This window comes from Pelagerythrobacter marinus, from assembly GCF_034375205.1.
GTDB classification, from domain to species: Bacteria; Pseudomonadota; Alphaproteobacteria; order Sphingomonadales; family Sphingomonadaceae; genus Pelagerythrobacter; species Pelagerythrobacter marinus.
In genome coordinates, this window is record NZ_CP139719.1 from 758,075 (window position 1) to 783,551 (window position 25,477).

22 protein-coding genes are annotated in these 25,477 nt (G+C 60.7%); 12 read left to right on the forward strand and 10 right to left on the reverse strand.

Features of this window, described 5'->3' with window-relative positions; translation table 11 throughout:
* Nucleotide 1 precedes the first annotated feature (1 nt).
* Nucleotides 2-1,606, forward strand: coding sequence for an ATP-binding protein (locus T8T98_RS03495; protein ID WP_322295819.1), 1,605 nt, complete (start codon nucleotides 2-4; stop codon nucleotides 1,604-1,606).
* 163 nt (nucleotides 1,607-1,769) lie between these two features.
* Here the strand turns inward: T8T98_RS03495 and T8T98_RS16320 are convergent, their stop codons facing one another.
* Nucleotides 1,770-1,940: a helix-turn-helix domain-containing transcriptional regulator gene (locus T8T98_RS16320; protein WP_407675075.1), complete on the reverse strand. Its 171-nt coding sequence runs from the start codon at nucleotides 1,938-1,940 to the stop codon at nucleotides 1,770-1,772.
* A 202-nt stretch (nucleotides 1,941-2,142) separates the two neighbouring features.
* Complete coding sequence (locus tag T8T98_RS03505) at nucleotides 2,143-2,346, reverse strand: hypothetical protein (RefSeq protein ID WP_322295821.1); 204 nt, start codon at nucleotides 2,344-2,346, stop codon at nucleotides 2,143-2,145.
* A gap of 241 nt (nucleotides 2,347-2,587) precedes the next feature.
* Between T8T98_RS03505 and T8T98_RS03510 the strand changes: the two genes are divergently transcribed.
* The 5 genes from T8T98_RS03510 (at nucleotide 2,588) to T8T98_RS03530 (ending at nucleotide 9,046) form a co-directional block, all read left to right on the forward strand.
* Complete coding sequence (locus T8T98_RS03510) at nucleotides 2,588-3,322, forward strand: TnsA endonuclease N-terminal domain-containing protein (protein ID WP_322295822.1); 735 nt, start codon at nucleotides 2,588-2,590, stop codon at nucleotides 3,320-3,322.
* Nucleotides 3,319-5,409, forward strand: coding sequence for a hypothetical protein (locus tag T8T98_RS03515; RefSeq protein ID WP_322295823.1), 2,091 nt, complete (start codon nucleotides 3,319-3,321; stop codon nucleotides 5,407-5,409). Before T8T98_RS03510 ends, T8T98_RS03515 begins: the two co-directional genes overlap by 4 nt.
* Entirely contained in the window at nucleotides 5,409-6,992 is a 1,584-nt protein-coding gene (locus tag T8T98_RS03520) for an AAA family ATPase (RefSeq protein ID WP_322295824.1), read from the forward strand. The genes T8T98_RS03515 and T8T98_RS03520 overlap by 1 nt, the downstream gene beginning before the upstream one ends.
* A 3-nt stretch (nucleotides 6,993-6,995) precedes the next feature.
* Nucleotides 6,996-8,267, forward strand: a complete 1,272-nt coding sequence (locus T8T98_RS03525; protein ID WP_322295825.1) for a TnsD family Tn7-like transposition protein — start codon at nucleotides 6,996-6,998, stop codon at nucleotides 8,265-8,267.
* A 281-nt stretch (nucleotides 8,268-8,548) separates the two neighbouring features.
* Entirely contained in the window at nucleotides 8,549-9,046 is a 498-nt protein-coding gene (locus T8T98_RS03530) for an antitoxin Xre-like helix-turn-helix domain-containing protein (RefSeq protein ID WP_119511995.1), read from the forward strand.
* Nucleotides 9,047-9,400: 354 nt separating this feature from the next.
* Here T8T98_RS03530 and T8T98_RS03535 read toward each other — a convergent pair whose 3' ends face one another.
* From T8T98_RS03535 to T8T98_RS03545, 3 genes are all read right to left on the reverse strand, one after another.
* On the reverse strand, nucleotides 9,401-9,898 hold the full coding sequence (locus tag T8T98_RS03535) for a hypothetical protein (RefSeq protein WP_228766247.1): 498 nt from the start codon (nucleotides 9,896-9,898) through the stop codon (nucleotides 9,401-9,403).
* Between the two features lie 380 nt (nucleotides 9,899-10,278).
* On the reverse strand, nucleotides 10,279-11,262 hold the full coding sequence (locus T8T98_RS03540) for a FecR family protein (protein WP_322295826.1): 984 nt from the start codon (nucleotides 11,260-11,262) through the stop codon (nucleotides 10,279-10,281).
* Nucleotides 11,259-11,771, reverse strand: a complete 513-nt coding sequence (locus T8T98_RS03545; RefSeq protein ID WP_228766248.1) for an RNA polymerase sigma factor — start codon at nucleotides 11,769-11,771, stop codon at nucleotides 11,259-11,261. Before T8T98_RS03545 ends, T8T98_RS03540 begins: the two co-directional genes overlap by 4 nt.
* A 324-nt stretch (nucleotides 11,772-12,095) precedes the next feature.
* Here T8T98_RS03545 and T8T98_RS03550 point away from each other — a divergent pair, with 324 nt between their 5' ends.
* The 4 genes from T8T98_RS03550 (at nucleotide 12,096) to T8T98_RS03565 (ending at nucleotide 20,866) form a co-directional block, all read left to right on the forward strand.
* Nucleotides 12,096-15,299, forward strand: coding sequence for a TonB-dependent receptor domain-containing protein (locus T8T98_RS03550; RefSeq protein ID WP_322295827.1), 3,204 nt, complete (start codon nucleotides 12,096-12,098; stop codon nucleotides 15,297-15,299).
* Nucleotides 15,300-15,879: 580 nt separating this feature from the next.
* Nucleotides 15,880-16,026 (forward strand): hypothetical protein, encoded by a 147-nt coding sequence (locus T8T98_RS03555; RefSeq protein WP_322295828.1) that lies wholly within the window; start codon nucleotides 15,880-15,882, stop codon nucleotides 16,024-16,026.
* Nucleotides 16,027-16,194: 168 nt separating this feature from the next.
* A complete protein-coding gene (locus tag T8T98_RS03560; RefSeq protein ID WP_147391765.1) occupies nucleotides 16,195-18,762 on the forward strand; it encodes a porin family protein in 2,568 nt (855 codons plus the stop codon).
* A 1,033-nt stretch (nucleotides 18,763-19,795) separates the two neighbouring features.
* Complete coding sequence (locus T8T98_RS03565) at nucleotides 19,796-20,866, forward strand: S1C family serine protease (protein WP_228766251.1); 1,071 nt, start codon at nucleotides 19,796-19,798, stop codon at nucleotides 20,864-20,866.
* A 51-nt stretch (nucleotides 20,867-20,917) separates the two neighbouring features.
* Here T8T98_RS03565 and T8T98_RS03570 read toward each other — a convergent pair whose 3' ends face one another.
* From T8T98_RS03570 to groES, 5 genes are all read right to left on the reverse strand, one after another.
* A complete protein-coding gene (locus T8T98_RS03570; protein WP_322295829.1) occupies nucleotides 20,918-21,418 on the reverse strand; it encodes an Hsp20/alpha crystallin family protein in 501 nt (166 codons plus the stop codon).
* Between the two features lie 103 nt (nucleotides 21,419-21,521).
* Nucleotides 21,522-21,998, reverse strand: coding sequence for an Hsp20 family protein (locus T8T98_RS03575; protein ID WP_194956656.1), 477 nt, complete (start codon nucleotides 21,996-21,998; stop codon nucleotides 21,522-21,524).
* Between the two features lie 245 nt (nucleotides 21,999-22,243).
* Nucleotides 22,244-22,438 carry a DUF465 domain-containing protein gene (locus tag T8T98_RS03580; RefSeq protein WP_407675077.1) on the reverse strand — a complete coding sequence of 65 codons (195 nt, stop codon included), beginning with the start codon at nucleotides 22,436-22,438 and terminating at the stop codon, nucleotides 22,244-22,246.
* A gap of 147 nt (nucleotides 22,439-22,585) precedes the next feature.
* On the reverse strand, nucleotides 22,586-24,205 hold the full coding sequence (groL, locus tag T8T98_RS03585) for a chaperonin GroEL (protein ID WP_119512008.1): 1,620 nt from the start codon (nucleotides 24,203-24,205) through the stop codon (nucleotides 22,586-22,588).
* Nucleotides 24,206-24,258: 53 nt separating this feature from the next.
* Nucleotides 24,259-24,573 (reverse strand): co-chaperone GroES, encoded by a 315-nt coding sequence (groES, locus tag T8T98_RS03590; RefSeq protein WP_119512009.1) that lies wholly within the window; start codon nucleotides 24,571-24,573, stop codon nucleotides 24,259-24,261.
* A gap of 263 nt (nucleotides 24,574-24,836) precedes the next feature.
* Here groES and T8T98_RS03595 point away from each other — a divergent pair, with 263 nt between their 5' ends.
* Complete coding sequence (locus T8T98_RS03595) at nucleotides 24,837-25,070, forward strand: hypothetical protein (RefSeq protein ID WP_119512010.1); 234 nt, start codon at nucleotides 24,837-24,839, stop codon at nucleotides 25,068-25,070.
* Nucleotides 25,067-25,336, forward strand: coding sequence for an usg protein (locus tag T8T98_RS03600; protein ID WP_007013261.1), 270 nt, complete (start codon nucleotides 25,067-25,069; stop codon nucleotides 25,334-25,336). The genes T8T98_RS03595 and T8T98_RS03600 overlap by 4 nt, the downstream gene beginning before the upstream one ends.
* Nucleotides 25,337-25,477: the final 141 nt, after the last annotated feature.

Sequence of the window (25,477 nt, forward strand, 5' to 3'; positions counted from 1 at the left end):
CATGAATGGACCAAAATCCTTCGTCGCCCAAGTTGATAGCCTTAGGACTGAGCCAAATCTCCGGCAGTTGTTGTCCGGTGAGGTTGGCGAGGGAATTGCCGCTAGCAGTCACAGCTCTATCGCATCCGTCCAGCAAACTGAGGCCGGCTTCTATGCCTTTCCTCCTCAAGAGAAGTTTGCCAAGAGATTACTGCTGACGATCGCTAAAAGCTTCAGGTATCGGGATTATTTGTCCTGCGATTTCCGTGAAGAGCCGATAAGTGCCTCGGCGCATGGGCGAAAGGTGCAGTTTCGATTGCAGCATCCCATTTTCCCTGACCTGAGACCAGCTGAGATTGAAGTGCTGATCGGTCTCCCAGGCACAGGTAAGACCGAGACGGTCGCAAGGGTGTTCAAGCTGCTGAATGAGAGAAGGCAGTCTTCTGTCGATGGCAGCTGGCAGCAAGTTCCGTATCTGGCGATCTCTTGCGCTACTGAGGCAACGCTCCGTGGGCTTTGTTCGCGGCTCTTCTCTGACTTTGAAAAGACTTTGGGTCGGGACGATCTGGTCCACGCGTTTGCTCACGCGACCGTTGCTGAGGAGACGATGCCACCCAGGATCGTCGAACTTGCGCGGGCTTATGGCCTGGGCTGCGTAGTCTTCGACGACCTCCAGGCACTGACGGGTATCCGGGAGAAGGAGAGGCTCGGCATCCTGCGGCTGATCCTCTCTCTTGTCGACGGAGGGATTCCGGTTGTGCTGCTCGGCACACCCTCCGTGATCGCATTGCTAGAGCAGCACAGCGAACTACAGAAGCGGTGTGCCAGTCCGACCGTTTGGGACCGTTTTCCAAACGACACGGAGTGGGCGTCGTTCGTAGATGCAGTTTGGCCCGCAACTGCATCGGTCTCGATCGAGGGGCCCGCGACTCTCCCAGAGGTGCTCTATCGGTATACACAGGGCCTTCCTGGCTTGGTTAAAGCGCTGACGAGGGCCCACTTCAGGATAGCTGAATTTGATGATCGCGAAGCTGCGCAGGTTGAGTTGGAGCAATTCGCCAACGAGGTCCTGATGCCGTTGGCCGGGCCGTTGACGGCCTTGGCTTCGGAAGATCCGCTCGCGCGCTTGAGCTACCCTGAGTACCTGTCTCCAGCAGCAGACCTGGCTGCCAAGGATCGCGCGTACCGGCAAATCAAGCATGCGGAAGCGTTGCGACAAGCCGATGAGGAGAGGCAGGAAAAGGAAAGAGAGCAGGACGAGATCGAGGCTATCGTTCTCGATGAGGAAACGCGCAAGAAGCGGGCGGAGCGTCTAGAGGCTGCGTCGAACATCGTGATGCGACAAATTCTGCAGGATGCTCATTTCCCGCCCCAGAAGGTCGAGGATAGCATTGCTGCCGCGTGGGACAGCCACCAGCAGTCCAACCGCCGAACTCTGGCTCTGATCACCTTTGTACAGAAGCAAATCGACGAGCACGTGAAGGAAATCCGCAAGTCGAGGAACGCCGGTCGCCTCGATGCGAAGTGGAAGCCGACAGACCTCCGCGCCGTCATGTCCGGCAAGCTCGATCCGTATGAGGCCCTAAAGCAAAGCGGATATGCCGGTCCTCAGGCGTTGCGCTTTTAGGGCGCTTACGAGGCCGGGAAGGCACATTGCACGAAGCTGTCGTGCCCAAGGCGGCGGTTGCGTGATTACGACTGGGGTTCTCTGAGACCCGGTCGGCGCCGCTTGCATATCGTGCGGCCATTCGGCTGAGCGCCGACGCCGATGATCACGCGTCGGCGGGTTCCTATTCTACAACTTGGGCCGTCAACCGCAAACCAAGCGCGTGCATGATGCTCCGTATACCGTCGAAGGACGGAGTTGCGGTTGCGCCAAGCGCTTCGGCAAGGCTGGCGCTTGAGACGGCGGTCCGTTCGGCCAACTCTGAAATGCCACCGGTACGAGCGACAGCGCACATTGCCGCCGTGTTTCCTCAGGCGAACCGTCCTCGCGGTATGCATCGATGTATGCGATGACATCCTCGGCGGTGTTGAGGTAGTCCGCGACGTCGTCGGCCGCGGTCTCGATCTTGGCCATCATCCGCATCCTTCACCACCGAACCGGGTCGCGGAGATTGCCCGCCCCATCCATTCAGAAGGCAGGCAGCCGGTATTAGAAGCTCAGTCGAGCTCGACGACGCAGGCCACCTTGGCCGGATGGATCAGGATCTTCCGGCGCAAGCCATCCTCGCCAGGCTGCAGGAGAGCGCCGATCAGTGGCCGGTGCTTGCCCATCAAGTCCAGGCTGAGATCGTCGAGGCTTCTGTAGTGAAGCTCGACTTTCAGGCTCGTGTGATTGGTCAAAAACACCTCGAAGTTTGCCATCTTCGCATCCTGAAAACTGATTCTAGTAATTGTCGGTGTAACGTCAGGTCTCATCCTGAAAACGCCTCTGAACAGATGTGTTGTATACCTCAAGCTGAATCGACTCGACTCTAGCATGCGTGTGTAGTAACCTAATGCGTGTCGAGTCGATACTTGAGGTTGTGCCGTGGCGCAAAGAAATGCAAGCCGGAAGAGCGGACGGCGTACAGCCGCTTCCCGCACGCATGAGCCGCATCTGCGGGTGCATGATGTGCCGTCGAAAGGGCGGTCATCACGGATCCTGCACGGAGGTGCCGTAAGGCACCTCCTGAGCGATCTCGAGACGCGCCTGCTGACAGAACTCGAGTGGAACGAGGCTGTCGGCGAGATCCGCGAGCAGTACCCACTGCCGCTGCATTCGACGCAAGGTATCGCCGCCGAACTCGGCATCCGGCATCCGATCGTTCCGGGCACGAAAGAGCCGGCGGTGATGTCGAGCGACTTCGTTTTCGAGATGCGAAGAGGCCGTGGCAGGACGCGTCACGCACGGGCGGTGAAGAGCGCGAGCGAGTTCGACATCCGCAATCCAAAACGCGGTAAAGCGGTCGCGCGCACCGCGGAAAAGCTGGAGATCGAGCGGCGGTACTGGGAGCGGGAGGGTGTCGAATGGCGCCTTGTCACCGACCGTGATCTCGACCGGGTGCGGTGCGCCAATATCCGGCTGTTTCTCTCGTCGAACGCGCTCGATCCTCGTGAGGGACAGGCGTTCTGGGAGGATGCGCTGACCTTCACGGCCGATCGGCTGCGCGCGGGGAGCGATCGTCCGATATCGCACCTTGCCCGCAAGGCGGAAGCCGACGGCAAGCTGTTCGAACGACAGTTCGTAGCCTGCGTTCGGCACTTGTGCGCCACCCGCGTGATCGTCTTCGATATGACGAAGGAGTTCTCGCCGGATCTCAGGGCCAGCGATTTCGAGTTCGCGGCCGCTCGGCGATGATTTTCGTCCGCGAGATCCTGCGCATCCCCAAACAGGGGATTTTTCGCATCGTCGGCGTGTTCGACGAGCGCGCCTATCTCTTGGATCTGAAGGCGCCGCGGACGGTCATAGCTGAGCATTCGCTCCCGGCTCTCGCGCTGGGCGTCGAGAAGGGCAGGATCGAGCCGCTCGATGGCAAGGAGTTCAACGCGCCGCCCAACACCGCCTGCTCCGAGGCTCAGCAGACGCGCGCCGATCGGCACCTGGCGATCGTCAGATCGCTGATTGCAAACGGGGAGCAGATCTTCATCTCCTCACGCCGCAGCAGGCTGGTGGCAAGCGCCGCGCGAGAGAACGGCATCTGCAGCAAGACCGTTCATAGCGCTCTCTACCGCTACTGGCGGGGCGGCATGACGATCTACGCGCTGATGCCGCGCTTCGAGACATGCGGCGCGCCGGGCAAAGACAAGCCTGCGGGCGGCCCGCGGGGCCGCAAGCCTGCCGAAGGCATCGCGCGGGCGCCTGCGCTTTCGGCAGAAATGATCAAGGCGTTCGAGACCTGCACCAACCGCTACTACAAAAAGTCCCGTCACATCACTCTCGCCGAGACGTTCAGGCGCGCGCTCGAGAGGCTTTCCACACGCTGCGTTCTGGACGAGGAGACCGGCCTGCCTGTCACCTTCGTGGTCGACGAGGATGTTCGGCTGCCGACCGAGCGCCAGTTCCGCCATTGGTACGGCAAGCAGAACCGCGCGAAATCGGACGCGAAGGCCAGGCTTGGTGACGCCAAGTTCGCGATGCGCTCGCGTGCGCGGCTGTCATACGCGGCGCAGGACAACAACCTCGCTGGCGGCAGGTTCATCATCGATGCGACGAAGCTCGACACTAATCTCGTCGCACGCCACGACCGAACTGCGTTCCTCGGAACACCGGTGCTTTACATCGTCGTCGACGAGTTCACCGCCCTGATCCTCGGGTTCTGGATCAGCCTCGAAGAAGCGTGCTGGCAGTCGGCCGCCATGGCGATCCTGGGTAGCGTAGAAGACAAGGTCGAACTGTGCCGCCGATATGGCCTCGTGGTCGAGCCCTGGCGCTGGCCGGTAAGCGGAATGGCGCCAATGCGCTACCTGTTCGATCGCGGCGAAGCCAAAGGCGACAAGGCGAGCAGCTTTGTCGAAAAATCGGGCCTTATCGTAGAGAACACGGCCCCCTACCGAGGTGACCTCAAGGGTGTCGGCGAAAAGCGCTTCGATCTCATCAATTGCGCATTCCGCGGCGAGGTGCCCGGCTCGCGTGACGAGGACTCCGGCAAGCGCGGTGAGGACGACCCCCGCCTCGAATCCATCCTGAATCTGGACGAGGTCACGCAGGTGGTCCTTGCCTGCATCCTGTATCTCAACGACCGGGAGCTGAAGAAATTCCGGCGATCGCGCGCGATGATCGCTGACGGAGTGCCGCCCATCGCCTCGGCGATGTGGGACTGGTGCATGCGCACGGGGCGGGTCGCCCTCCAGCGGTTCGAGACCGCCGAGCTTGCGATTGCCCTGATGCCGGAGGGAACGGGAACGATCACCAACCAGGGCATCCGCTTCGATGGCCTGTTCTACACCTGTGAACGCGCCGAAACCGAGTGCTGGTTCGAGGCGGTCGACGCGCCTGGCACTCTTCGGAAGCTCAAACTGTCATGGCACCCGTGGCTGGTCGATGCGGTGTACCTGCATATCCCCGGCGAAAAGGAGCCGCTGCAGGCGGTCCTGACACCGTTCAGCCAGGCTTATGCTGGTTTCTCGTTCGACGAGCTCCACGCATCGCGGCGGCAGGGGCGTATTGCCGAGCAGGGGCGGCGCCTCGACCAGGTCCTCAACCACGCCGAGTTCCGCAACCGGGTGCAATTCATCGTTGAGGGCGCGGCGCAGGAGCGCCTTAGCGATCTGCGCCCTCGAGACCTGAAAAATGCCCGTGCCAACAAAGCCGCGGAGCGCACCGCGCGGCGGTTCGAAGCCAAGCAGGAGCTGCGCGAACGGATCGGTCAGCACGTGTCTGCGGATCGGCCCTTGCTGGGTTCCAATCGGCAGATCGACGATCTCGGTGAGGGGGAGATCGACTGATGTCGCTTCCTCAGCCGGCGAACCCCTATCTCGATGTCCTCCCACCGCTGGCGACCATGAACGAACTGGCGCGCCAGATCGGCAGCAGGCCGCATCACTCCGATGCCGAGCGGACACTGCGCCATGTCGAGCGCCGCTACTGCGTCTTGCGCCTCAGGCAGCTGTTCATCCCGGCGGCGCGGCATGTCCGCTTCGGGGAGGGCATCGATATGCTCCTGAGGTCCGGCTACGAGGGACGGGACCCGTCGCGCGGCCAGTTCATCCGGCGACAGGCAGCGCTCGCGAAGCGCGGCAAGAAAGACCTTCTCCTGCCGGCGCGGCCGCTCGGCTGTGACAGCGGCGCGGGCAGCGGGTTCCTCATCGGCGCCCCGGGTATGGGCAAGACCCGCACCATCGAGCAGATGCTGAAGCGCTATCCGCAAGCGGCCGATCTGCCCAACCTGCCGCGGCAGGTCGTCTGGATCAAACTCGAATGCCCGGAGCGTGGATCTATCCGAAGCCTCTGCCTGCAGTTCTTCGATGAACTGACCCGGCTCGCAGGCAGCACCGATTATGGCGCGCTGCTCGCACCGCGCAGGGCGTCCGACGACGATTTGATGAACCGCATGGCGCTTGCCGCTGCCTGGCACGGCGTCGGCATTCTGGTCATCGACGAGATCCAGCATATCGGCCGTCACACGGGCGAAGAGCATCAGCTGATGACTTTCCTGACGCGGCTCACGAACCAGCTGGCGATACCTGTGCTGCTCGCGGGCACGCTGTCCGTGCTTGGTCAGGTCCAGAAGACGGGGCGCATGGCACGTAGGTCGGTTGGCCCTGCGTGTGCGGTCTGGATGCCGCGCCCGCAGGACCGCGAGTGGCGATCCCTACTCGAGCAGCTCTGGCGGTTCCAATGGACCCAGACCGCGACCGAACTCGACGAGGAGCTGGCGGAGACGTTTTTCGAGTGCACCGGCGGCATTCTCGATCTGCTGGTGAAACTCTACGTCTCGGTCCAGCTGCGGCTGATCTATCGCAGCGAGGTTGGCGGCGGCCGCGATGAGGTGATCACGCCGGCGTTTGTACGCGGCGTTGCCGAGGCCGATTTCGCGCCGGTACGCCCCATGATCGAGGCGCTTTGCCTTGGTGACAGCTCCAGCCTCAGGCGCTTCGACGACCTTCATGCCTTCGATCGCAGCTACTGGGGAGCGCTGGAGCAGCTAATGGAACACAAGATGCAGCAGCCGATCGATACCGGCGGCGCCGTTTCGCCGAAGATCGCGGTGCGTGAGGGCGACCATTACCAGCTGATCTGGTCGAAGTTGCAGACGGAAGGTCTGGGCGACGACCTGATCCTGCAACTGATCGACAAGGTCCGCGCGCAGGGCCACGACGCTCGGCAGGACCCGCTGGGGTTCTTCGAGCACGTCCGGAAGCTCATCAGGGGCAGGAAATCGAAGCGCAAGGACGAGGTGGCTTTCGACCCCGCCATCCTCGAGGATCGCGATCTCAGGAAGCTTGTTGCAGAAGCGGCCGGGCGAGGCCTGACGCCGCTCGAGGCTATACGCGGAGCCGGGCTGACCGGCATCTGGCCGGAAGCTTGAGCGATGGACTGGTTGCCCGAGCCCTATCCTGGCGAGACCTTCTACAGCATGCTCGTGCGGTTGCACCGCTATCTGGGCAGACCTCCTTACGCGAGCTTCGCGCGGGCGATTGCCGGCAGGCGGCAGTTCGTGGCCCTGTGTCACCTACCCTGCGATCTTGCAGCTGTTGCCGAGCGCTTTGGTTGGCCCGACGAGCAGCTCGACCAGCTGATCCATTCGACCACGACCTATGGCTATCACACCGCGTTCGCGAGCCAGACGGTTCGGGAGAGGGCGCTGCGGCAGATGAAGGGGCAGGGCGCCTCGCTGCAGTTCACGCTTGGCCTGTCCACGTTTCCGGTGCCGATGCCCGGGAGCCTGCAATTCTGCCGGGACTGCGTCGCCGATGTGCTGGACCGGGCCGGCGAGGCGTGGTGGCTGCGCTGGCAGCAGCTACCGGGCGTTCTCGTCTGTGCCGAACACGGGACGTGGCTGTACAGATCCTCGGCCGAGCTGAACCCGCGGAAACGGCATTCGTTGATGTCTCCGGACGAGGCTGCCGAAATGCAAAGCGGAGATCTGTCATGCCGTTCTAACGGCAAACCACCGCCACCGAAACTGGTCGAGCTAGCGCGTCTGAGCCGGGCTCTTCTCGATGCGCCACCGGAACCGAATGGGCCGGCCGGACAATACCAGCACTACCGGCATATGCTCGCCGATCGCGGCCTGCTGAGAGGCACGCAGCACTTGCGAGCTTCGCGAATACAGCAGCTCGTGAGCGACTACTGGGGCGAGACGCTCGAGATGATACCGGGGCTGTCGCTCGGCACTGACGAGGGCCCGAACTGGGTGACGGACCTGCTGCGCAACAGACGCAAGCTGGCGCCGCCGGCGCAGCATCTCGTCCTTCGAACTGCGCTGGAGCAAGTGCCGGAGGTCGAAAGGCCGTTCGGACGGCCGCCCTGGCTCTGTCTCAACCCGCTGGCGGAGCATTTCGAGAAGCCGGTCGTGATCCGGCAGAGACTGGTTCGCGACCGCGGAAAGCTGCATGGTCATTTTACCTGCTCCTGCGGCTACTCCTACAGCAGGACCCGCCATTCGGACGGGGCGATCGGCAGGCCTCGCATTCGTCAGTTCGGACCGGAAGCAGGGCGCTTCTTGAGGCAAGCTGCCGCCAGCGGGCTTAGTCTCCGCGGGAAAGCAAGGGCAATGCGCGTCGATCCAATGACTGTGAGGCGCCTCGAGCAGGAGCTGCTCCAGAAGCCGGAGAGCAAGTGCCCGGGAGAGTTCTCATGACCCAGGAAGAGAAAGCGCAGATGGCTGAAATCCCGGCTCGAGTCGAACCCGCTTCGGCTCCTGCGAGCTTGCTTATGCCTGGTACTCTGCCGAGCCGATCCCGGGCTTGCTGTCCTCACGGCCATGCAACTAGTGCAGGAGGGCCATGCCGATTGGGTGCATCGCTACATCGACGCTGTCGATGCGGGAGTCCATTCCTGATGCCTCCGCTCACTGTCCCGGCGGGCTTGGAGATGGGCGGCCCAGGGCGAAACTGAATTGTCTATGCGTGGAGTGACAGCATGTCCGAGCAAGCACCACCCCAAGTAGACCCTGAGCGCTTCGCGCCGGCCAATCGGCGCAGGCTTAGCGGTCCGGGTCTGCGGACCTTTCTCAACATCGCAAAGCTCTGGAGCCTGAGCGAACACGAGCAACGTGTGGTTCTTGGCGGGCCGGCGCCTTCGACATATCGCAGGTGGTGCAAGAAGGCGCGAGAGCATGGCGACCTTACCCTCAGCGCCGATGTACTGAACCGGATTTCTGCAACCCTCGGTATTTATGCCGCGCTTTGCGTGCTGTTCGCCGGGGAAGACGAGCGCATCTGCTGGTTGGCTCAGCCGCATAACGCTCCGGTATTTGCCGGTCGACCACCCATGAGCCTTGTGATGAGCGGCGCGCTGGATGACCTGCTGACCCTACGTCGTTTTCTTGATGCCGCGAGGGGTGGCATCTACATGGCTCCAAACGAGGCCGATTTGGGTTTTGGGCCGTACAATGACGACGAGATACGCATCGTTTGAGTGTGTAGTGCGGGTTGCCACCTCGGCCTATAGTGACAGGCGTTAGCGGCGGGGACCGCTACCGGAGCACTGCACCACCCGAACGGGAGGTGTCCACCCTGGCTATTGGGCCGTGCTCAGAAGCCGTTCGCGGGGCTTGTCAGCCGTCGCATGCGCAGCCTTTGCCCTTATGGCAAGTCTTCTCCCGGCTGATGCAGCTATCGCCGCAAGCTTTTCCCTTCTTACATACCTTGCAGCATGCCTCACCGGCCCAAGCAGTCGAACAAATCGGTGCTGCCCCACCTGTGAGACTGACCACCGACAACGCGAGCGCGCCAATCAACGCTTTCATGCAAATCCTCTCCCATCAGATTTTTAGAACGTCGCCATAAGCCCGATCGCGCCGTAGCGATCGCCGAGATTCCCCTTGATCTTGACCTTAGGCAGGACATTCATTGCCGCCGTCCCATAGGCGCGGGTGCGATCTCCGCTAAAGCGAGCGCCGGCGCCCACTTCGACTGCAAGGACCGTCAGAGTGCCTTCGATCTTGCCGTAGAGCTTGGCGGCAAGGTCGTTGCAGTTGGACTTGTCCGCAAATTGTCCATTGGAATGGTCGCGACAAACCTCTCGCCCGTCGCTGATCGTCTCGCTGCGAAAGCGATCGTTGTCGCTGGCATGGAGAAAAACCCCTCCGATTGGCCGAACGGTCACGGGGCCTATGTGCAGATTGTAACCGACACCGAACTCGCCACCCCAACGATCTTGGGCGCGAGCCCCATTGGCTTCGACAGTAAAGTCCTGTGCGCTGACCACAGACGGCGCAGCACAAACAAGGAGCGTGCAGGCCAATGCGCGCAGTTTCGACAGGATCATGACACTTCCCCCTCTTGACGATCATTAAGCTAAACTTGTTACGAAAATCCGGCCACCGAGAGCGTTATTCCATCACATGCGTTCCTTGATCGAAAGTTCCTCTACCGCGTCGCCGCCATAGCGCGAGGGTTTCTCAGGGATCTTCCGCTTCGCAGGATCGCCGCTCCGGCGATCAGAAGGCTGCTCACACCCCGTCATCGTGGCGACTAGCAAAGGAGAGCCGATGCCGATCCTTGGAGAGGTTAGTGTCGGCATCGACCCCAGGTGGTCCCTCGGGGAGAGGGAGATCCGACATGCGCATTCCGATCTTCGAAGACCCTGAGACGAAGGGCACATCGATCGGTGGCTTCAGGGCGCGCAGCGCCTGGCGATGACGCTCATCAGGGTTCGACTAAGATGATCTCGTCATTTGTGGAAGATTCCTGCTTTGCTATCCCATTGAGTTCCAGCGCTTTGATAAAGCCGTCGACATCGCCCGCTGAAAACACGCCGACGATCTCCCGGTCAGGGATCATCCCATCCCTGAAAGTCAACTTTCTCGTCGAGTACCGATTCATCTCGGCGACGGCCTCCGACAGCGGATCGTGCATGAAAATGAGGCGGCCTTCGGTCCAGCCGGTTTCCTTCGCCACGTCGGCGCTGGTCAGTGTCCAGCGCCGATCGGTATCGATCACGAGCTGGCGTCCCGGAGTCATATCGGTGCCGGTGCCGCTTCCGTTATCGGTCGCGTCCTCGACCCTGACCTTTCCTTCGGCCAGGACGACCGTCAGCTCCCCGCGATCCATGCTGACTTCGAAGGCCGTTCCGATCGCACGCACGGTCTTGCCGGCGGCATGGACGATGAATGGCCTCGATCGGTCGCTTGCAACCTCGAAATAGGCGCGGCCGCGGAGCAGCTGCACGCGGCGCTCATCGGGCAGATCCGAGAAGCGCATGTCGGTTTCGGAATCGAGCTTTACGACCGATCCGTCGGGAAGCGTGATAGTGGCACGTTGCCCGGTGTCGGTCTGGAAAGCCTGCGCCGGATGATCACGCTCGCCAAACGGGAGGTCGCCCAGGGACAGCCATCCGATGCCTCCGACGAGCAGGATCGACGCAGCCGCAGCGAAAACCTTCGAACGGCTCGACCCGGCGCGGGCCGGCAGGGGATTCTCCAGCGGGACAAGATCAGGCGCCGCGGTGCTGGCGACATACCACGCTCGGTCGATCGCCTCATAGGCGCCGCGGTGCGCGTCGGATTGGCGGATCCAGTCGCGGAAACGAACTTCGTCCTCCGCCGTCATATCGCCTGCGAGGCGCTCGTTGTACCAGTCTGCCGCTTCGGATCGAAGCTTGGCGCAACCGCTGGCTTGCGCGCCGGTCATCGGTGGGTCTCCCGATCTTCGGCGATGCGGACAAGTGCGCGGTGCATGAGGTCTTTCACGGATTCTCTGGAAATGGACATTCGCTCGGCGATCGCCTGATAGGTCAGGTTCTCGAACCGGTGCAGTTCGAAGGCTTCGCGCGTCCGCGGGGGCAGATCGCGGATTGCTGTGAGCACGCGTTGGTATTCCTCTCGTCCGATCGCGATGCGTTCGGGGGAAAGCGGATCGGCGGGATCGTGGCCCTCGTCCCAATCTCCATGCAGCAGGCTGATGCGCGCTGCCTGCTCTCGATAGCGGCTGACCAGCACATTGTGCGCGGTTCTGAACAGGTAGCCTTCAACATTCTCGATCGCGTCATTTGCCTGGGCGGACTGGAGCCGGGCGAAAACATCCTGCACCAGATCATCGACATCCTGATCGGGAACGCGGCGCCGAAAATAGCGGCGAAGACCTGGTCCGTACGCTGTCATCCAGGCGCCGTAATCTGGCCGTGGCTGTACCGACGCCATCGTCAGCGAACGCTCCCGAGAGGCCGGATCCGACAGTGCTCGCCAAACTTCCCGTTCATTCTAAGTTTCCACCGATGACCCCGATGCATTGGCACTTAAAGGAATAGACGCGCAAACCGGCGGCTAGGGGGGTCGAAATCTGTGTCTACTAAAAAAATTCTTTCTGAGGTTCCCCTACGGCAGGCGAGGATTTCCGAAAAAATGTCGGCCGGCGACCCCCCTGTCTCGCATATTTTGCGTCCTATGAAGTGTTAGGGCAATCCACATCGAATACCTTGGGGGGCAACTCCCAACATACAAAAAAATAACATGGGAGAGGGATACATGCATTTTGGTGCATCTGCGCTGCAGCAAGTTCTTTTGAGCAGCGTGGCCGTTGTAGGATTGGCCGCTACAGCAATGCCCGCACAGGCGGGCGAGAATCTTATTACCTATAATATTCCGGCGCAATCGCTTGAAAGCGCGTTGCGCGATTTCGGCGTACAGAACGGCATGACGATCATGGCCGATGTTGGGCTTGTCCGCGGCAAGCGGACGCCGGGTTTCAGCGACCGGGCCGGCCCTGAGGCTGCTTTGCGGGCATTGCTGAAAGGCACGGGACTGACCTATCGGCGCGACGGTCGTGTTTTCGTGGTCACGCAAGCGCAATCGCAGCCCGCTTCCCCACCGAGCGCCGCTCCCCGTCCTGTCGCGGCAGCACCGGCCGAAATCATCGTCACCGCGCAGAAGCGCGAAGAATCGATCCAGGACGTACCTATCGCAGTTACGGCACTCACGAGCGCGGATCTCGACGAGCAGAAGATTGAAGGTGGGTCTGAACTGATGCGTGCCGTTCCCAACGTCGCGTTCTCGAAGACCAATTTCGCGAGCTACAATTTCTCGATCCGCGGGGTGGGCACCAAGGCGCTGTCAGTCACGTCCGACCCGGCCGTTGCAATCAGCTTCAATAACACGCCTCTCATTCGCAACCGACTTTTCGAGCAGGAATATTTCGATGTGGAGCGCGTCGAAGTGCTGCGTGGGCCGCAAGGCACGCTCTATGGCCGCAACGCAACCGGCGGCGTCGTCAACATGATCACGGCGAAGCCCGAATTCGGCGAGTTCGATGGCCGGGTCAAGGCCGAGGTGGGCAATTACAAGACGCGCCGGATGAGTGCGATGGTCAATGTGCCGGTCGGCGAAACCTTCGCTCTCCGGGCCGCCGGCGCACTGACCAAACGTGACGGCTTTGATTTCAACACAGTGACCGGCCAGCGCGTGAATGGCCGCGACCTTTGGTCCACGCGCCTCACTGCGGCCTGGGAGCCAAGCGACCGCCTCCGCGTCAACGCGGTGTGGGAGCATTTCGAGGAGGACGACGACCGCTCGCGGACAGGTAAGCAGCTGTGCCATACAGACCCCGGACCGACGATGGTCGGGCGCGACATCACCGATCTTGCGCTTACGCGCGGTGAGCTTAGCCAGGGTTGCCTGCCGGGATCACTTTACGACGACGATGCTTACGGCGTGCCAAACGGTCTGTCGCTACCCTACGTCAACGCTGCCTCGTGGACCGTTCAGCTCGGTTTTGTTCCCGGAGCCCCGTTTGGTTCACCCGCGATCGGGTTAATAGATCCCGTCGATCCATATGCCGGAATCACGCAATCCCGCGATCTGCGCGAGATTGCCACGGCCTATGACCCAACCTTCCGGGCGAAGAACGACGTTTATCAGCTGAACATAGAATTCGATCTGAACCGTGACCTTACCCTGTTCTCCCAGACCGCTTACAGCAAGGATTACTACTTCTCCACGCAGGACTACAATCGCTTCAACTCCGGGCCCGTCTTCAACGACTCCCGTGATCTGAGGGATCTGTTTGGTAACCCTCTTCCCACCGACGGTTTGTCCCCCGGAGGAATTTTCACCGACCCGCAGCTTGGCCCATCAAGCGCCATTCTCGGTGTCGATATGGTCCGGTCTCACAGCAAGCAATGGTATCAGGAATTTCGGTTGCAGTCGGCCTACGCGGGGCCGGTGAACTTTAGCGTCGGGGCAAACTACCTCCATTTCAAAATCGATGAAGATTACTTTGTCTTCAACAACCTGTTCACGGCCCTCGCGCAGGGCACATTCGGCAACGGAAACTTCGGTGGCGTAGTTCAAGACTGTGCTGAGCTCGCCGATCCGAGCAACTGCGTATATGTCGACCCCAACCCGCTCGATCAGATTAACGGCGACGGCCACAACTACTTCCGCAGCCGAAACCTTGCCAAAACGGAGTCTCTCGCCGCGTTCGGTGAGCTATACTGGCAGGCCAGCGATACGCTGAAGGTGACGGCCGGGCTGCGCTATACGAGGGACAAGAAGACAGCGACCCCGATCAAGAGTCAGCTGCTTCTTGCGCCCGGCATATTCGGCAGCGGCTATGTCAGTCAAGGTTACCGGGTTTCACCTGACATCGTTCAGAAGTGGGGACGACTGACGGGGCGGATGGTCGTCGACTGGCAGCCCGACCTGTCCTTCACCAACGACACCTTGTTGTACGCCTCCTACGCACGCGGATACAAAGGGGGCGGGGCCAACCCTCCCAGCATCGACGCAAATCCCGAGCGGCTGCAGTTCTTCCCGCAACCCGAAACCTTCCGGCCCGAGAGCGTCGATGCATTCGAAATAGGCATGAAGAATACTTTTGCCGATGGCAGTCTAACGCTTAACGCCAACGCGTTCTATTATGATTACGAGGATTATCAGGTCTCGCAGATCGTAGACCGGCTGGCGCTCAACGAAAACTACGATGCCGAAATCTGGGGGGCCGAACTGGAGGCAGTCTGGCAGCCCGCCCCGCGCTTCCGGATCAACGCCAACCTCGGGTACTTGGACAGTCGCATCGCCAACGGCATGCAGTCGATTGATGTCATGAACCGGACGCAGGGGAATCCCGACTGGGTTCTGGTCAAGCCCTGGATCCAGCTTGCATCGAACTGCATCGCGCCTCGGGAAATCGTCGAGACGCTGGTCAGCAGTCCGCTGTTCAACGATCTCAACGCGATGGCGATCCTAAGCCCGCTGTGCGGCGCGTCATACAATGGCAACTACATGCCGGGAAGCTTCAACTCGATCATCTACGGTGTGACCTACGACCCCGCCGTGGATGGACCCAATCAGGGACGCGGCTTCTACGCCGATCTCGGTGGGAACGAGTTGCCGAATTCGCCGCACTGGACCTTCAACATCGGCGCGCAATACACCATTCCAGTCGATGATTGGGAGCTCACGCTGCGCGGTGACTACTATCGCCAAGGCAAGAGTTGGGCACGCGTCTACAACACCGCGATCGACCGGCTGCGGGCCTGGGATAATACCAACCTGTCGATCGTACTTGAGCGGCCCGTCGATGGCCTAGCGTTCCAATTGTATGTCAAGAACCTGTTCGACAATACGCCCATCACGGACGCGTTCATCAACAGCGATGATAGTGGTTTGACGACCAATGTCTTCACCCTGGACCCGCGGCTAGTCGGATTTAGTGTCACCAAGAGTTTCTGAGCATGCAAGGACGCAGCCTATCTCTCCCGGCTGTGCAAATGCCGTCGGTCGCGCAGCGGCTGATGGCCTTCTTGCCGAACGGCAGCCTCATTTCCCGGCGACCAAGCCGGAACGGAGTTCTCACAGATCACTCTCAGTGGAGTGGTAGTTGATCGGGGTTTGTTACTCGACCGCGATCAATTCTAAAATCGGCGAACGCCGAAATTAAGAGGAGAAATGCAATGAAAAGGCTTACACTTGTCTGCATTGGGGCGCTCGCCGCTGGCAGCATGGCCGCGACCCCGGCGCTTGCACAACACATCTCGCCCGCAAACACGAATTTCGATGCGATTGGCCCGGCACAGCTTACCAAGGGTGCGACATCGCTATCCTGCACTCTGACGCTGAGCGGTACCACCGGACCCGACGTCGGCGGCGGCGTCGCCGATGGCGGTACCATCACCGGGGGACCAATACGGGGCCGGGCAACTGCCCGCTCCTGACCGTCGATGGCGGCGCTACCTTCGAGATCGATACGTCCACCGGCACCGGCGGCACGGGGAGCCTTTACAATCTCGTCGTTCGCCTTGCCGGCACTCCCGTGTGTTCCGACGCTGGCCCGCTTCCGTTCACGGTCATCAACAACGGCTCGGGACCGTCGACGATCCAGTTCAACTCGCCCGTCGATCCCGATTGCGTCGTCCTGGCCAATCTGTCGACAACCCCCGATATCAACGTCGTACCTTGATGATGTGACGATCGTTCGAATTGGTTGGTGGACGCCTCGATTAGTACAGAACCAATCGAGGCATCCACCCGTCGACGGAAAGCTACTGGCCGCACCGCTGTAACGGTGCGGCCTTTTCCGGTCGCCAGCGGCGAACCGCTGCCAGCACTAGCCAGACATAATGATCAGATGAGCGGTCACAATGTGCTTGCGCTGAACCGAGTTTTTGTTGCGTCGTTGCTGGGCACGGCGGCCCTTGCGTCCTCGGCCCATGCTCACGCGATTATGGGGGGCGTCGAGGCGGGGTGGGTTTCGCAAGGAACCGCTCAGCCGGATGTTAGCGGCATCGCGTCCGACCCACTTGGCGACCCCGGCGACATTATCGTCACCGCCGACCGCCGTCGGGGCGAGGCGGAGGTTGCCGCCGAGACTGAGTTCGATGAAGCCGAAATTGCCAGCCAGGACGCCGACAGCATACAGGAATTGCTGGATCGTCTGGCTCCCTTTATCGACCCGAGCGGAGAAGAGCCGGTCATCCTCATCAACGGCGAACCAGTCGGCTTCGAGCGCTCGATTCTTTCCTATCCTGCTGAAGCGCTAAACCGCCTCACGGTGTTGAAGCCTGAGGCCGCCGCACATTATGGTGAGCCGACCGGCAAGCGCGTCGTCAACCTGGTGCTCAAGAAGCACTTCTCGATGCTAAGCGCCGACGCCGGCGTGGAGTTCGCCACTGCCGGCGGCCAGTATGGCGGCGATCTTTCTCTCGGGCGTACCGCAATTAGCGGCGAAACCCGCTGGAATGTCCAAGCCAGGATCGGCCGTGACAGCGCCCTGCGTAAGGACGCGAGGGATATTCCCGCGCAAGACGGAGCTTTCGACAGCGTCGGCTATATCCGGCGCGCTGGAGGCGGGGAGATCGATCCCGCCCTGAGCTTTGCGGTGGGAGAACACGTCACCGTCGCGGCTATGCCCGGCGACATAGGGTCAGGTTTGCCGACACTCGAGGACTTCGTCGCAACCGCAGGCCTTCGTCATCCGGTCGATCCCGACGCCTTCGAAACCCTGCGATCGAGCCGGCGCAATGCCTCGCTCAGTGTCGGCATTACGCGCCCGCTGGGCGCCTTCTCCGCATCGTTGAACCTCAGCGCCAACAGCAGCAGCAGCGAGGGTTTGCGCGGCCTCCCGATGGCATCGATCGTCATTCCCGCCGGCCATCCTTCGTCGCCTTTCGCCAACGACATTGTCCTCACGCGTCCGTTCTCCGGTAAGCGCGCGCTGCGCACCGACAATAGCTCGGAATCGCTGAGCGCATCGCTGACGCTGAATGGCAGAATCGGAGACTGGCGAACGAGCCTAGCGACAAGCTATTCGCGCAACTGGGCGGACAACCTCCTCGAGAGCGGGATCGACGTCGAACACATCCAGCAGTTGATCGATGATGCCGAGTCCGACTTCAATCCATACGGCCCGTGGGACGACGGCCTGCTGCTCTCTAACCGCAATCGCACACGCGGAGAGAATCTGAGCGCCCGGCTCAACATCCGGAAGAATATTGTCGGTCTGCCCGCCGGCCCGGTCGTTCTGAGCGTGACTGCCAACGCTAGCCATAATCGGACGCGAAGCCGGCAGAACGACGGCGGCGAGGAACTCATCTCGGTAAATAATTCGGCTCGGGATCAACTGAACGGTCAGATGTCTCTTAGTCTGCCGATTTCCGCCCGCGATGGATCCGCGATCGGACCATTGGGCGACCTAACCCTCGACCTGTCCTTCAAGGGGCAGGCGATGACCAACACACGGGCGCAGACGCGGTTCGGCGGCGACATGACCTGGTCGCTCATTTCGATCCTTCGTCTGCGCGGCTCGTTCGAATATGCCCAGACCGCGCCCTCGTTCGATCAGCTCGACGCTCCGATCGTTACGACGGTCAACCGGATCTTCGATTACACCCGTCAGGAGATCGCAGAACCGATCTGGATCACCGGAGGCAACCCCGAGCTCGACCGCGGCAGCCGGCAGAGCCTGGACTTGAGCGCCCTGATAAGGCCGTTCGACGATCAGACGCTGTCGCTCAAGATCGGCTACCGAAAGCATATCGCGAAGGGGGACGTGGCGTCGTTTCCCGAGCTGACCCCGGTTATCGAGGCGGCGTTTCCGGAACGCGTGACACGCGATGCGCAAGGACGGCTCGTTGCGGTCGATGCGCGCGCCATCAACATTGCCCACGATACCGACTCCGCGTTGACGACAGGTATTGCATTGCGCTTCGGCCAAGGCCGGCGCAGCACACCCGATGCCGATCCGCTGCAGTTCAGTCTCGCGGTCAATCATCGCTGGCAGCTAAAGAGCGAACTACTCACCCGGCCTGGCGTCCCGCCTATCGATCAGCTCAGCAACGGTGGTCAATCGCGACACAACGTGTCGGTGCAGACAACCGTAGGAAAGGCCGGGATTGGTGCAAGTTTGAATGGAAACTGGAGCAGTGCGACCCGAGTTCGCGCCGGCGACGATCGTTTCCTCTCCGAGCTGCCGCTCGTGCTTAATCTCTCGATGTTCATCGAACCCGATCGCCTGCTCGGCAACTCGGCAGGAAGCGCGTTGATAGAGGGCCTCAAGATTTCGTTCGACGTGCGAAATCTCTTTAATGGCTATCGCCGGGTAACGTTGGATGATGGCAGCATTCCCTCCGGATACAGCCGCGACGAGATCGATCCCCTTGGTCGAACCGTGCGACTAATGGTGCGGAAGAAATTCTGACTCGAAAGCGTAGAGCCGAACCACGGCACAGCATGTTCAACTCGCTACCCAGTGCCACGCCTTCGCTACCATGCCGGTAAACGCGCAAAGCACACCAAAGTACATGAACGCCACCAGCGCAGCGATAAGCACAAGCTCGATCACGAAGAAAGCTTTTCGATTTAGGTGCATCGATGATTGCCCCAGTACCTCTTCCAGTCAAGCATGGCCGTGTTTGAACGTGGTGCAGGGCATGGCGGATACGCGCTACCCGGCCATCAGCTTATCGCCGCCTGAACCTGTGCTCCAGACCTTCTTGAGCCGTACCGGTGGGAATAATCGGACCTGCGGACTGACGTCATGGTGGGCCGCGCGTTAATTTGGTGCAAGCGGAACGCCTGTTCTCTCTACCGCTCCGACCCGTCTCCGGCTCCTTGGACACGGTCGCATGATCCACGAAGAGCACGGAGACGCACACGCTGCAGGATCGGCGGTCCGGCCTTCCTGTTGTGCTTAGGTTGCGCCTGCCTCTGGTCGTCGCGGCCCCAAGGCAGCTTCGCGCCCTATCGATCGTTGAATCTTGCCGCCGATCGCCCGAGGGGGACGGCGACTAAGCCTGCTCGACATGGCTGCAATGTCGGACGCTGTAGACTGTCCGGATTTGGACAGGAGAAGCCGAAAGCCGCTCTTCGTTCAGCCAAGCATGGTGAGCTCTGCGACCGACGGTTTCGTCGGACACTCCGGAACGGCAGGTCTTAGGGCGCAGTTTGCGTATAGCTGCCCTTCGTCGCGGCCATGTCCGATGGCAGCCACGCGCCCCATGTCGGACATTCAGGCTCTCCCAAACGATGCCTGAAAGCGGACAGGCAGCTTTGCCCTGGTTATGCGCACCACCAATGTCCGATTATGGTTGGTTTGCCGACATTCTTGTCGATCGAATAATGACGAGGCATTGCGTTGATCCCGGCACAACCGGCGCTATTTATCCGCGATGAGACAAACGTTGACGAAGCCAATGTCAAATTCGCGTCCGTGGATAGTGGTTTTGATCATAATGAACGCCCTGCTTCTAGCTGCAACAGCATCGTTACTCTTCAGCCAATTGGGTCCAGTGGCCGAGCCACGCATGGTCACTCCGCGCGGAGACCTTGGCGGAGATGAACGCGCCACTATCGACCTGTTCCGCAATGCCCGAGAGTCCGTTGTCTTCATATCGACACGGCAGCGAGTTGCCGATTTCTGGACACGTAATGTCTACAGCGTGCCGCGCGGATCTGGCTCCGGTCTCGTATGGGATGGAGCCGGCCATATTGTGACCAATTTCCATGTCATCGAGGGTGCATCCCAAGCACAAATACAGCTTGCCGACGGTCGCCAGTTTTCCGCCACTCTGGTCGGTGTGAGCCCACAACACGACCTTGCTGTCCTAAAAATTGGCGGTGCAGGCTTCACTGCGCCTGCCCGGGTGCCCATAGGCACGAGCAGCGACCTGCAGGTCGGACAGAATGTCTTCGCGATCGGAAATCCGTTCGGCCTGGACTGGACCTTGACCAAGGGCATTGTCTCGGCACTGGATCGTTCGCTGCCGAACGAAAACGGCCCCGACATTCGGCACCTGATCCAGACCGATGCCGCAATCAATCCGGGAAATTCGGGTGGCCCGCTACTCGACTCCGCTGGCCGACTAATCGGGATCAATACCGCGATATACAGTCCCTCCGGGGCATCGGCAGGAATCGGCTTTGCTGTGCCGGTCGACACGGTGATGCGCGTTGTGCCGCAGCTCATTTCCGAGGGGCGCTATACGCGGCCCAGCCTTGGCCTCGAAAGCGACGACAATATCAACGACCGGCTCAAGCGCGCTTCAGGGATCGAGGGTGTTTTTGTCCTGCGGGTCGATCCCGGGTCGGTAGCCGAGCGCGCCGGTCTGGTCGCAGCGCAGCGCACAAGGCGCGGCGTGGTTCCCGGGGACATCGTTACCGCTATGAACGGCAAACCTGTTTCGCGGGTCGGCGACCTGCTCGCTCGCCTTGACGACTTTCGGGTCGGGCAAAGCGTTGAACTGACGTTGATGCGCGGCGGAGAGGTGCGAACGGTCAGGCTCGAACTCGAACCGGGAAGTTGATGCACAAAGAAGGGCCGGTCCCATGGGCAGGACCGGCCCTCTTGGCTGCAATTAACTGGCGTTGATCGGGATCGTCTTGCGGCCTTTTGCCGCTTCTGAGGTACGCAGAATTCTAACAGTCAGAACACCGTTGCGGAAAGCGGCCTCGACCTTGTTTTCGTCAATCTGCGAGGGAAGACCGATGTGGCGCTCGAAGCGGCCGTAGCTGCGTTCGGAATAGCCGCGTTCCTCGTCGCTGATCTCGGACTTCTTCTCACCCCGGATCACCAGCTGATGATCGTCGAGGCTGATTTCGATGTCCCTTTCCTCCATGCCCGGCAGCTCGGCCGTGACCCGGATTTCCCTGTCGTTCTCCGACAATTCGACACGCGGCCTGCCAAGGCTGCGTCCGATGGACGGCAGCGAGGGCATGGAAAACCCGCGAAACATGTCGTCGAACAAGCGATTGATATCCCGGTGAAGCGACATCACCGGATGGTCGACCCGCTCCTCCTGCCGGGGAGCGATGTCCTGGCCCTGGCTTTTCCAGGGAATGAGATCGCGAATTGCCATCTCGACGTTCCTCCTATTTTCCGACTGGTTTAGGCAAAGCCCTTGCAAGCGGGGCAGGTGTGATTGCACCCACCCCGCCGAGGATCTGCCCGGTGATTGAGGCTTAGGCCGCCTTGTCTTCGGTCAGCTGCGGCGTGTCGTCATTGACATGCTCGCGGCTTTCGATGGCGATCTTGCGCGGCTTGAGCGATTCCGGGACGATCCGCTGGAGCGAGATCGTCAACATGCCGTGTTCATAGTTCGCATCGCGCACTTCGACGTAATCGGCCAGCTGGAACCGGCGCTCGAACGCGCGGGCAGCGATACCGCGGTGAACGAATTCGACACCTTCTTCGTCCTTTTCGGTCTTCTGTCCGGAGATGACGAGCTGGTTCTGCTGTGCAGTGATGTCGATTTCGTCCGGACGGAAGCCGGCAACCGCCAGAGTGATCCGGTAGCTGTCCTCGCCGGTGCGGGCGATGTCGAAGGGTGGGTAGCTGTCCTGCGTCTCAGCGCGGAAGCTGTTCTCGAGCGCATCGAAGAGCCGATCGAAGCCTACCGTCGAGCGGCGATAGGGGGTCAAATCAAATGCAGTTCTCATTTCCAAATCCTCCTTATTGAGCAATCTGGGCATGAGAGGCGCCGGGAACCAAGAGCCGACGCCCTCTGTCCAACCAGACCCGTTATGGCATCCGGCACTGACAAAATGAGGAAGCGCGCAATCGGTTTCAAGACCCGTTAAAAATTTGTTGTCGTTTTTTCAGTGCTTTGAAAGGGAAGCCAGGCGCACCGATAGAGGTGCGCCTGGCCCTCTTCCAAGAGAGAATATGGTAGGATCCAGTCCGTTTACGCGGTCAGCCGATCGCTGCTCGCGTGATTGGAATCCCAGCTTTGCATCTGGTCCTTGAGCGCCAGTTTGAGCTTCTTCAGGCGGGCAATCAGAACTTCGTCAGGCCGGGGGCGTTTGCTTTCCAGCCGGATTTCGTCCTCCAGCCGCGCATGTTCGCGTGAAAGGTACTCCAGATACCTGTCGGTCATCATCTCCTCCTCTCTCATTAGACCGATTTTCTGATGTCGCCGTTTTCGGAGCCTGCCTTGTTCCGAACGGCGTGTGCAGGCACCTAAGCAGCACTGCCGTGCGCTGAAGGATGGGAGAGCGCAGCGTGATCCCGCGCTCTCCACAGCCTGTTAGAAGTCCATCGCCGGCATCGGGGCAGGCGATTCTTCCTTGGGCAGTTCGGCCACCAGCGCCTCGGTGGTGATTAGCAGCGAGGCGACCGAAGCCGCATCCTGCAGCGCTGTGCGCACCACCTTTGCCGGATCGATGACACCCGACTTCACCAGGTCTTCGTATTCGCCGGTCGCGGCGTTGAAGCCATGATTGTAGTCGTCACCTTCGAGCAGCTTGCCGACGATGTAAGCACCGTCCTCGCCTGCGTTCTCGGCGATTTGGCGGGCTGGAGCACGCAGCGCGCGACGGACAATGTCGATGCCCGATTGCTGGTCGTCGTTGGCAGCCTTGAGGCCGTCGAGCGCTTTCAGCGCACGCAGCAGGGCGATACCGCCACCCGGCAGAATGCCTTCCTCGACAGCCGCACGGGTTGCGTGCAGCGCGTCGTCGACGCGGTCCTTGCGCTCCTTGACCTCGACCTCGGTGGCACCGCCGACGCGGATGACGGCGACGCCGCCGGCGAGCTTCGCCACGCGTTCCTGCAGCTTTTCGCGGTCGTAGTCGCTGGTCGTGGTCTCGATCTGGGCACGGATCTGGCTGACCCGGGCATCAATGTCGGCTTTGTTGCCGGCACCATCGACGATGGTAGTGTTGTCCTTGTCGATGATGACCTTCTTCGCCCGGCCGAGCATGCCGATCGTGACGTTCTCGAGCTTGGTGCCGAGTTCCTCGCTCACCACATTGCCGGCGGTGAGGATGGCGATATCCTCAAGCATGGCCTTGCGGCGATCGCCGAAGCCGGGCGCCTTGACAGCCGCGACCTTCAGGCCACCGCGCAACTTGTTGACCACAAGGGTAGCAAGGGCTTCACCTTCGACGTCCTCCGCAATGATGAGCAACGGCTTGCCCGACTGCACGACCTGTTCGAGCAGCGGAATCATCGCCTGCAGGTTCGACAGCTTCTTCTCGTGAATGAGGATGTACGGATCCTCGAGTTCCACCTTCAGCTTTTCGGCATTGGTCACGAAATAGGGCGAGAGGTAGCCGCGGTCGAACTGCATGCCCTCGACCGTTTCGAGCTCAGTCTCTAGGCTCTTGGCTTCCTCGACCGTGATCACGCCTTCATTGCCGACCTTCTCCATCGCTTCGGCAAGGATGCGGCCGACGGTTTCGTCGCCATTGGCGGAAATGGTTGCGACCTGCGCGATCTCGCTGTTGGCCGACACCTTCTTAGCATGGCTTTCGAGGTCCTTGACCACGGTGCCGACGGCGAGGTCGATACCGCGCTTCAGGTCCATCGGGTTCATGCCGGCAGCAACCGCCTTGGCTCCTTCGCGCACGATGGCTTGGGCCAGAACGGTGGCGGTGGTCGTGCCGTCACCCGCCTTGTCGTTCTGCTTGCTGGCGACTTCGCGCAGCATCTGCGCGCCCATGTTTTCGAACTTGTCCTTGAGTTCGATTTCCTTGGCAACGGTGACGCCATCCTTGGTGATGCGGGGAGCGCCGAAACTCTTCTCGATCACCACGTTGCGCCCCTTCGGGCCGAGAGTTACCTTGACCGCATTTGCAAGCGTATCCACGCCGCGCAGCATGCGATCACGCGCGTCAGACGCAAACTTTACTTCCTTCGCAGCCATTTTGGCCTGCTCCTTTCTCTTCTTTCGATTGAACTGAAGATTGGGTTGATTGCTTACGCCGCCTTCTTGAGTTGGGCGGTGGTTTCGATGATGCCGAGAATGTCGCTCTCCTTCATGATGAGCAGGTCCTCGCCATCAATCCGCACTTCGGTGCCGGACCACTTGCCGAACAGGACCCGGTCGCCTGCCTTGACGGCGGGTTCCACCAGCTTCCCGGAATCGTCACGCGCACCAGGGCCCACGGCGACGACTTCGCCTTCCATCGGCTTTTCCTTGGCGGTGTCGGGGATGATAATGCCGCCGGCCGTCTTTTCTTCAGCCTCGATGCGGCGAACCAGCACGCGATCGTGCAAAGGTCGGAAATGCATGCATAACCTCCATTACAAAGCGAAATGACTGACAGCGCCTCCCCCGGATGATCGGCAGGAGGCAGTGCGCGATCTAGTTTTGCTGATAACGGCTTCAAGAGGTCCAAACCAAATTTTTTGGCACTCGCCGATTGCGACTGCCAATGGGCACTTTCCGTACGCCTTATCAGGGTCTTGACGGTCTGAAATGGCATCACAAAATATGGTGAGCGGAGCGATCCACAGTGAGTGATCAGCGGCAAGGCAGAAAGGAGGGTGTTCCTATGTCGCAACCATTCGCGCGCTACCTGCATCCGTTCGATGTAGCGCATCATTCCTCGCTTGAACCCGAAGTGAAGCGAGCCATCCTGGCTTCCTGGGCGTCCGATCGGCATGCCGTCGAAAATCATCCTGCAATGCGCCAGCCTCCCGAACTCAAAGCTCCCGTTTCCGTTGACGATGTATTCGCGGCATTGCGCTCGCTCGACGGCCCAGACAGCCAGCCCACACTGCAATGACCGACCGCGCTTTCCTGGTTCAGTTGGAAGGATACGGGCTGACCACGGCAGAAATCTGCTATTTCATGCCGGATCACCCCTCGCTCCTGCAGATTTATGCCTGGCAGGAATACGATGCAGCACCGGATTTTCCGGTGCTGTTCGATTTCCTCGCGCATTGGCGGCGCGAGATCGAGGCGGAGATAAGGTCAGTCCGAATCGCCCATGAGAAAATGATCCGGCCAGCGAGCTGGCGTTCCGCGGACGGCGTGATCTCGTGGGAGTAGCAGAGACGGGTGATTGAGCTTGCAGGCCCGTATTCATGCTAATGGAAACGAACTGCTGACTAGTAAAATCTAGAAACCTTCGCCCACTTGAGAGGCAGCTTTCCCAGTTTCTCGCACTGAAAGCAGCTGATGGGTGGACGC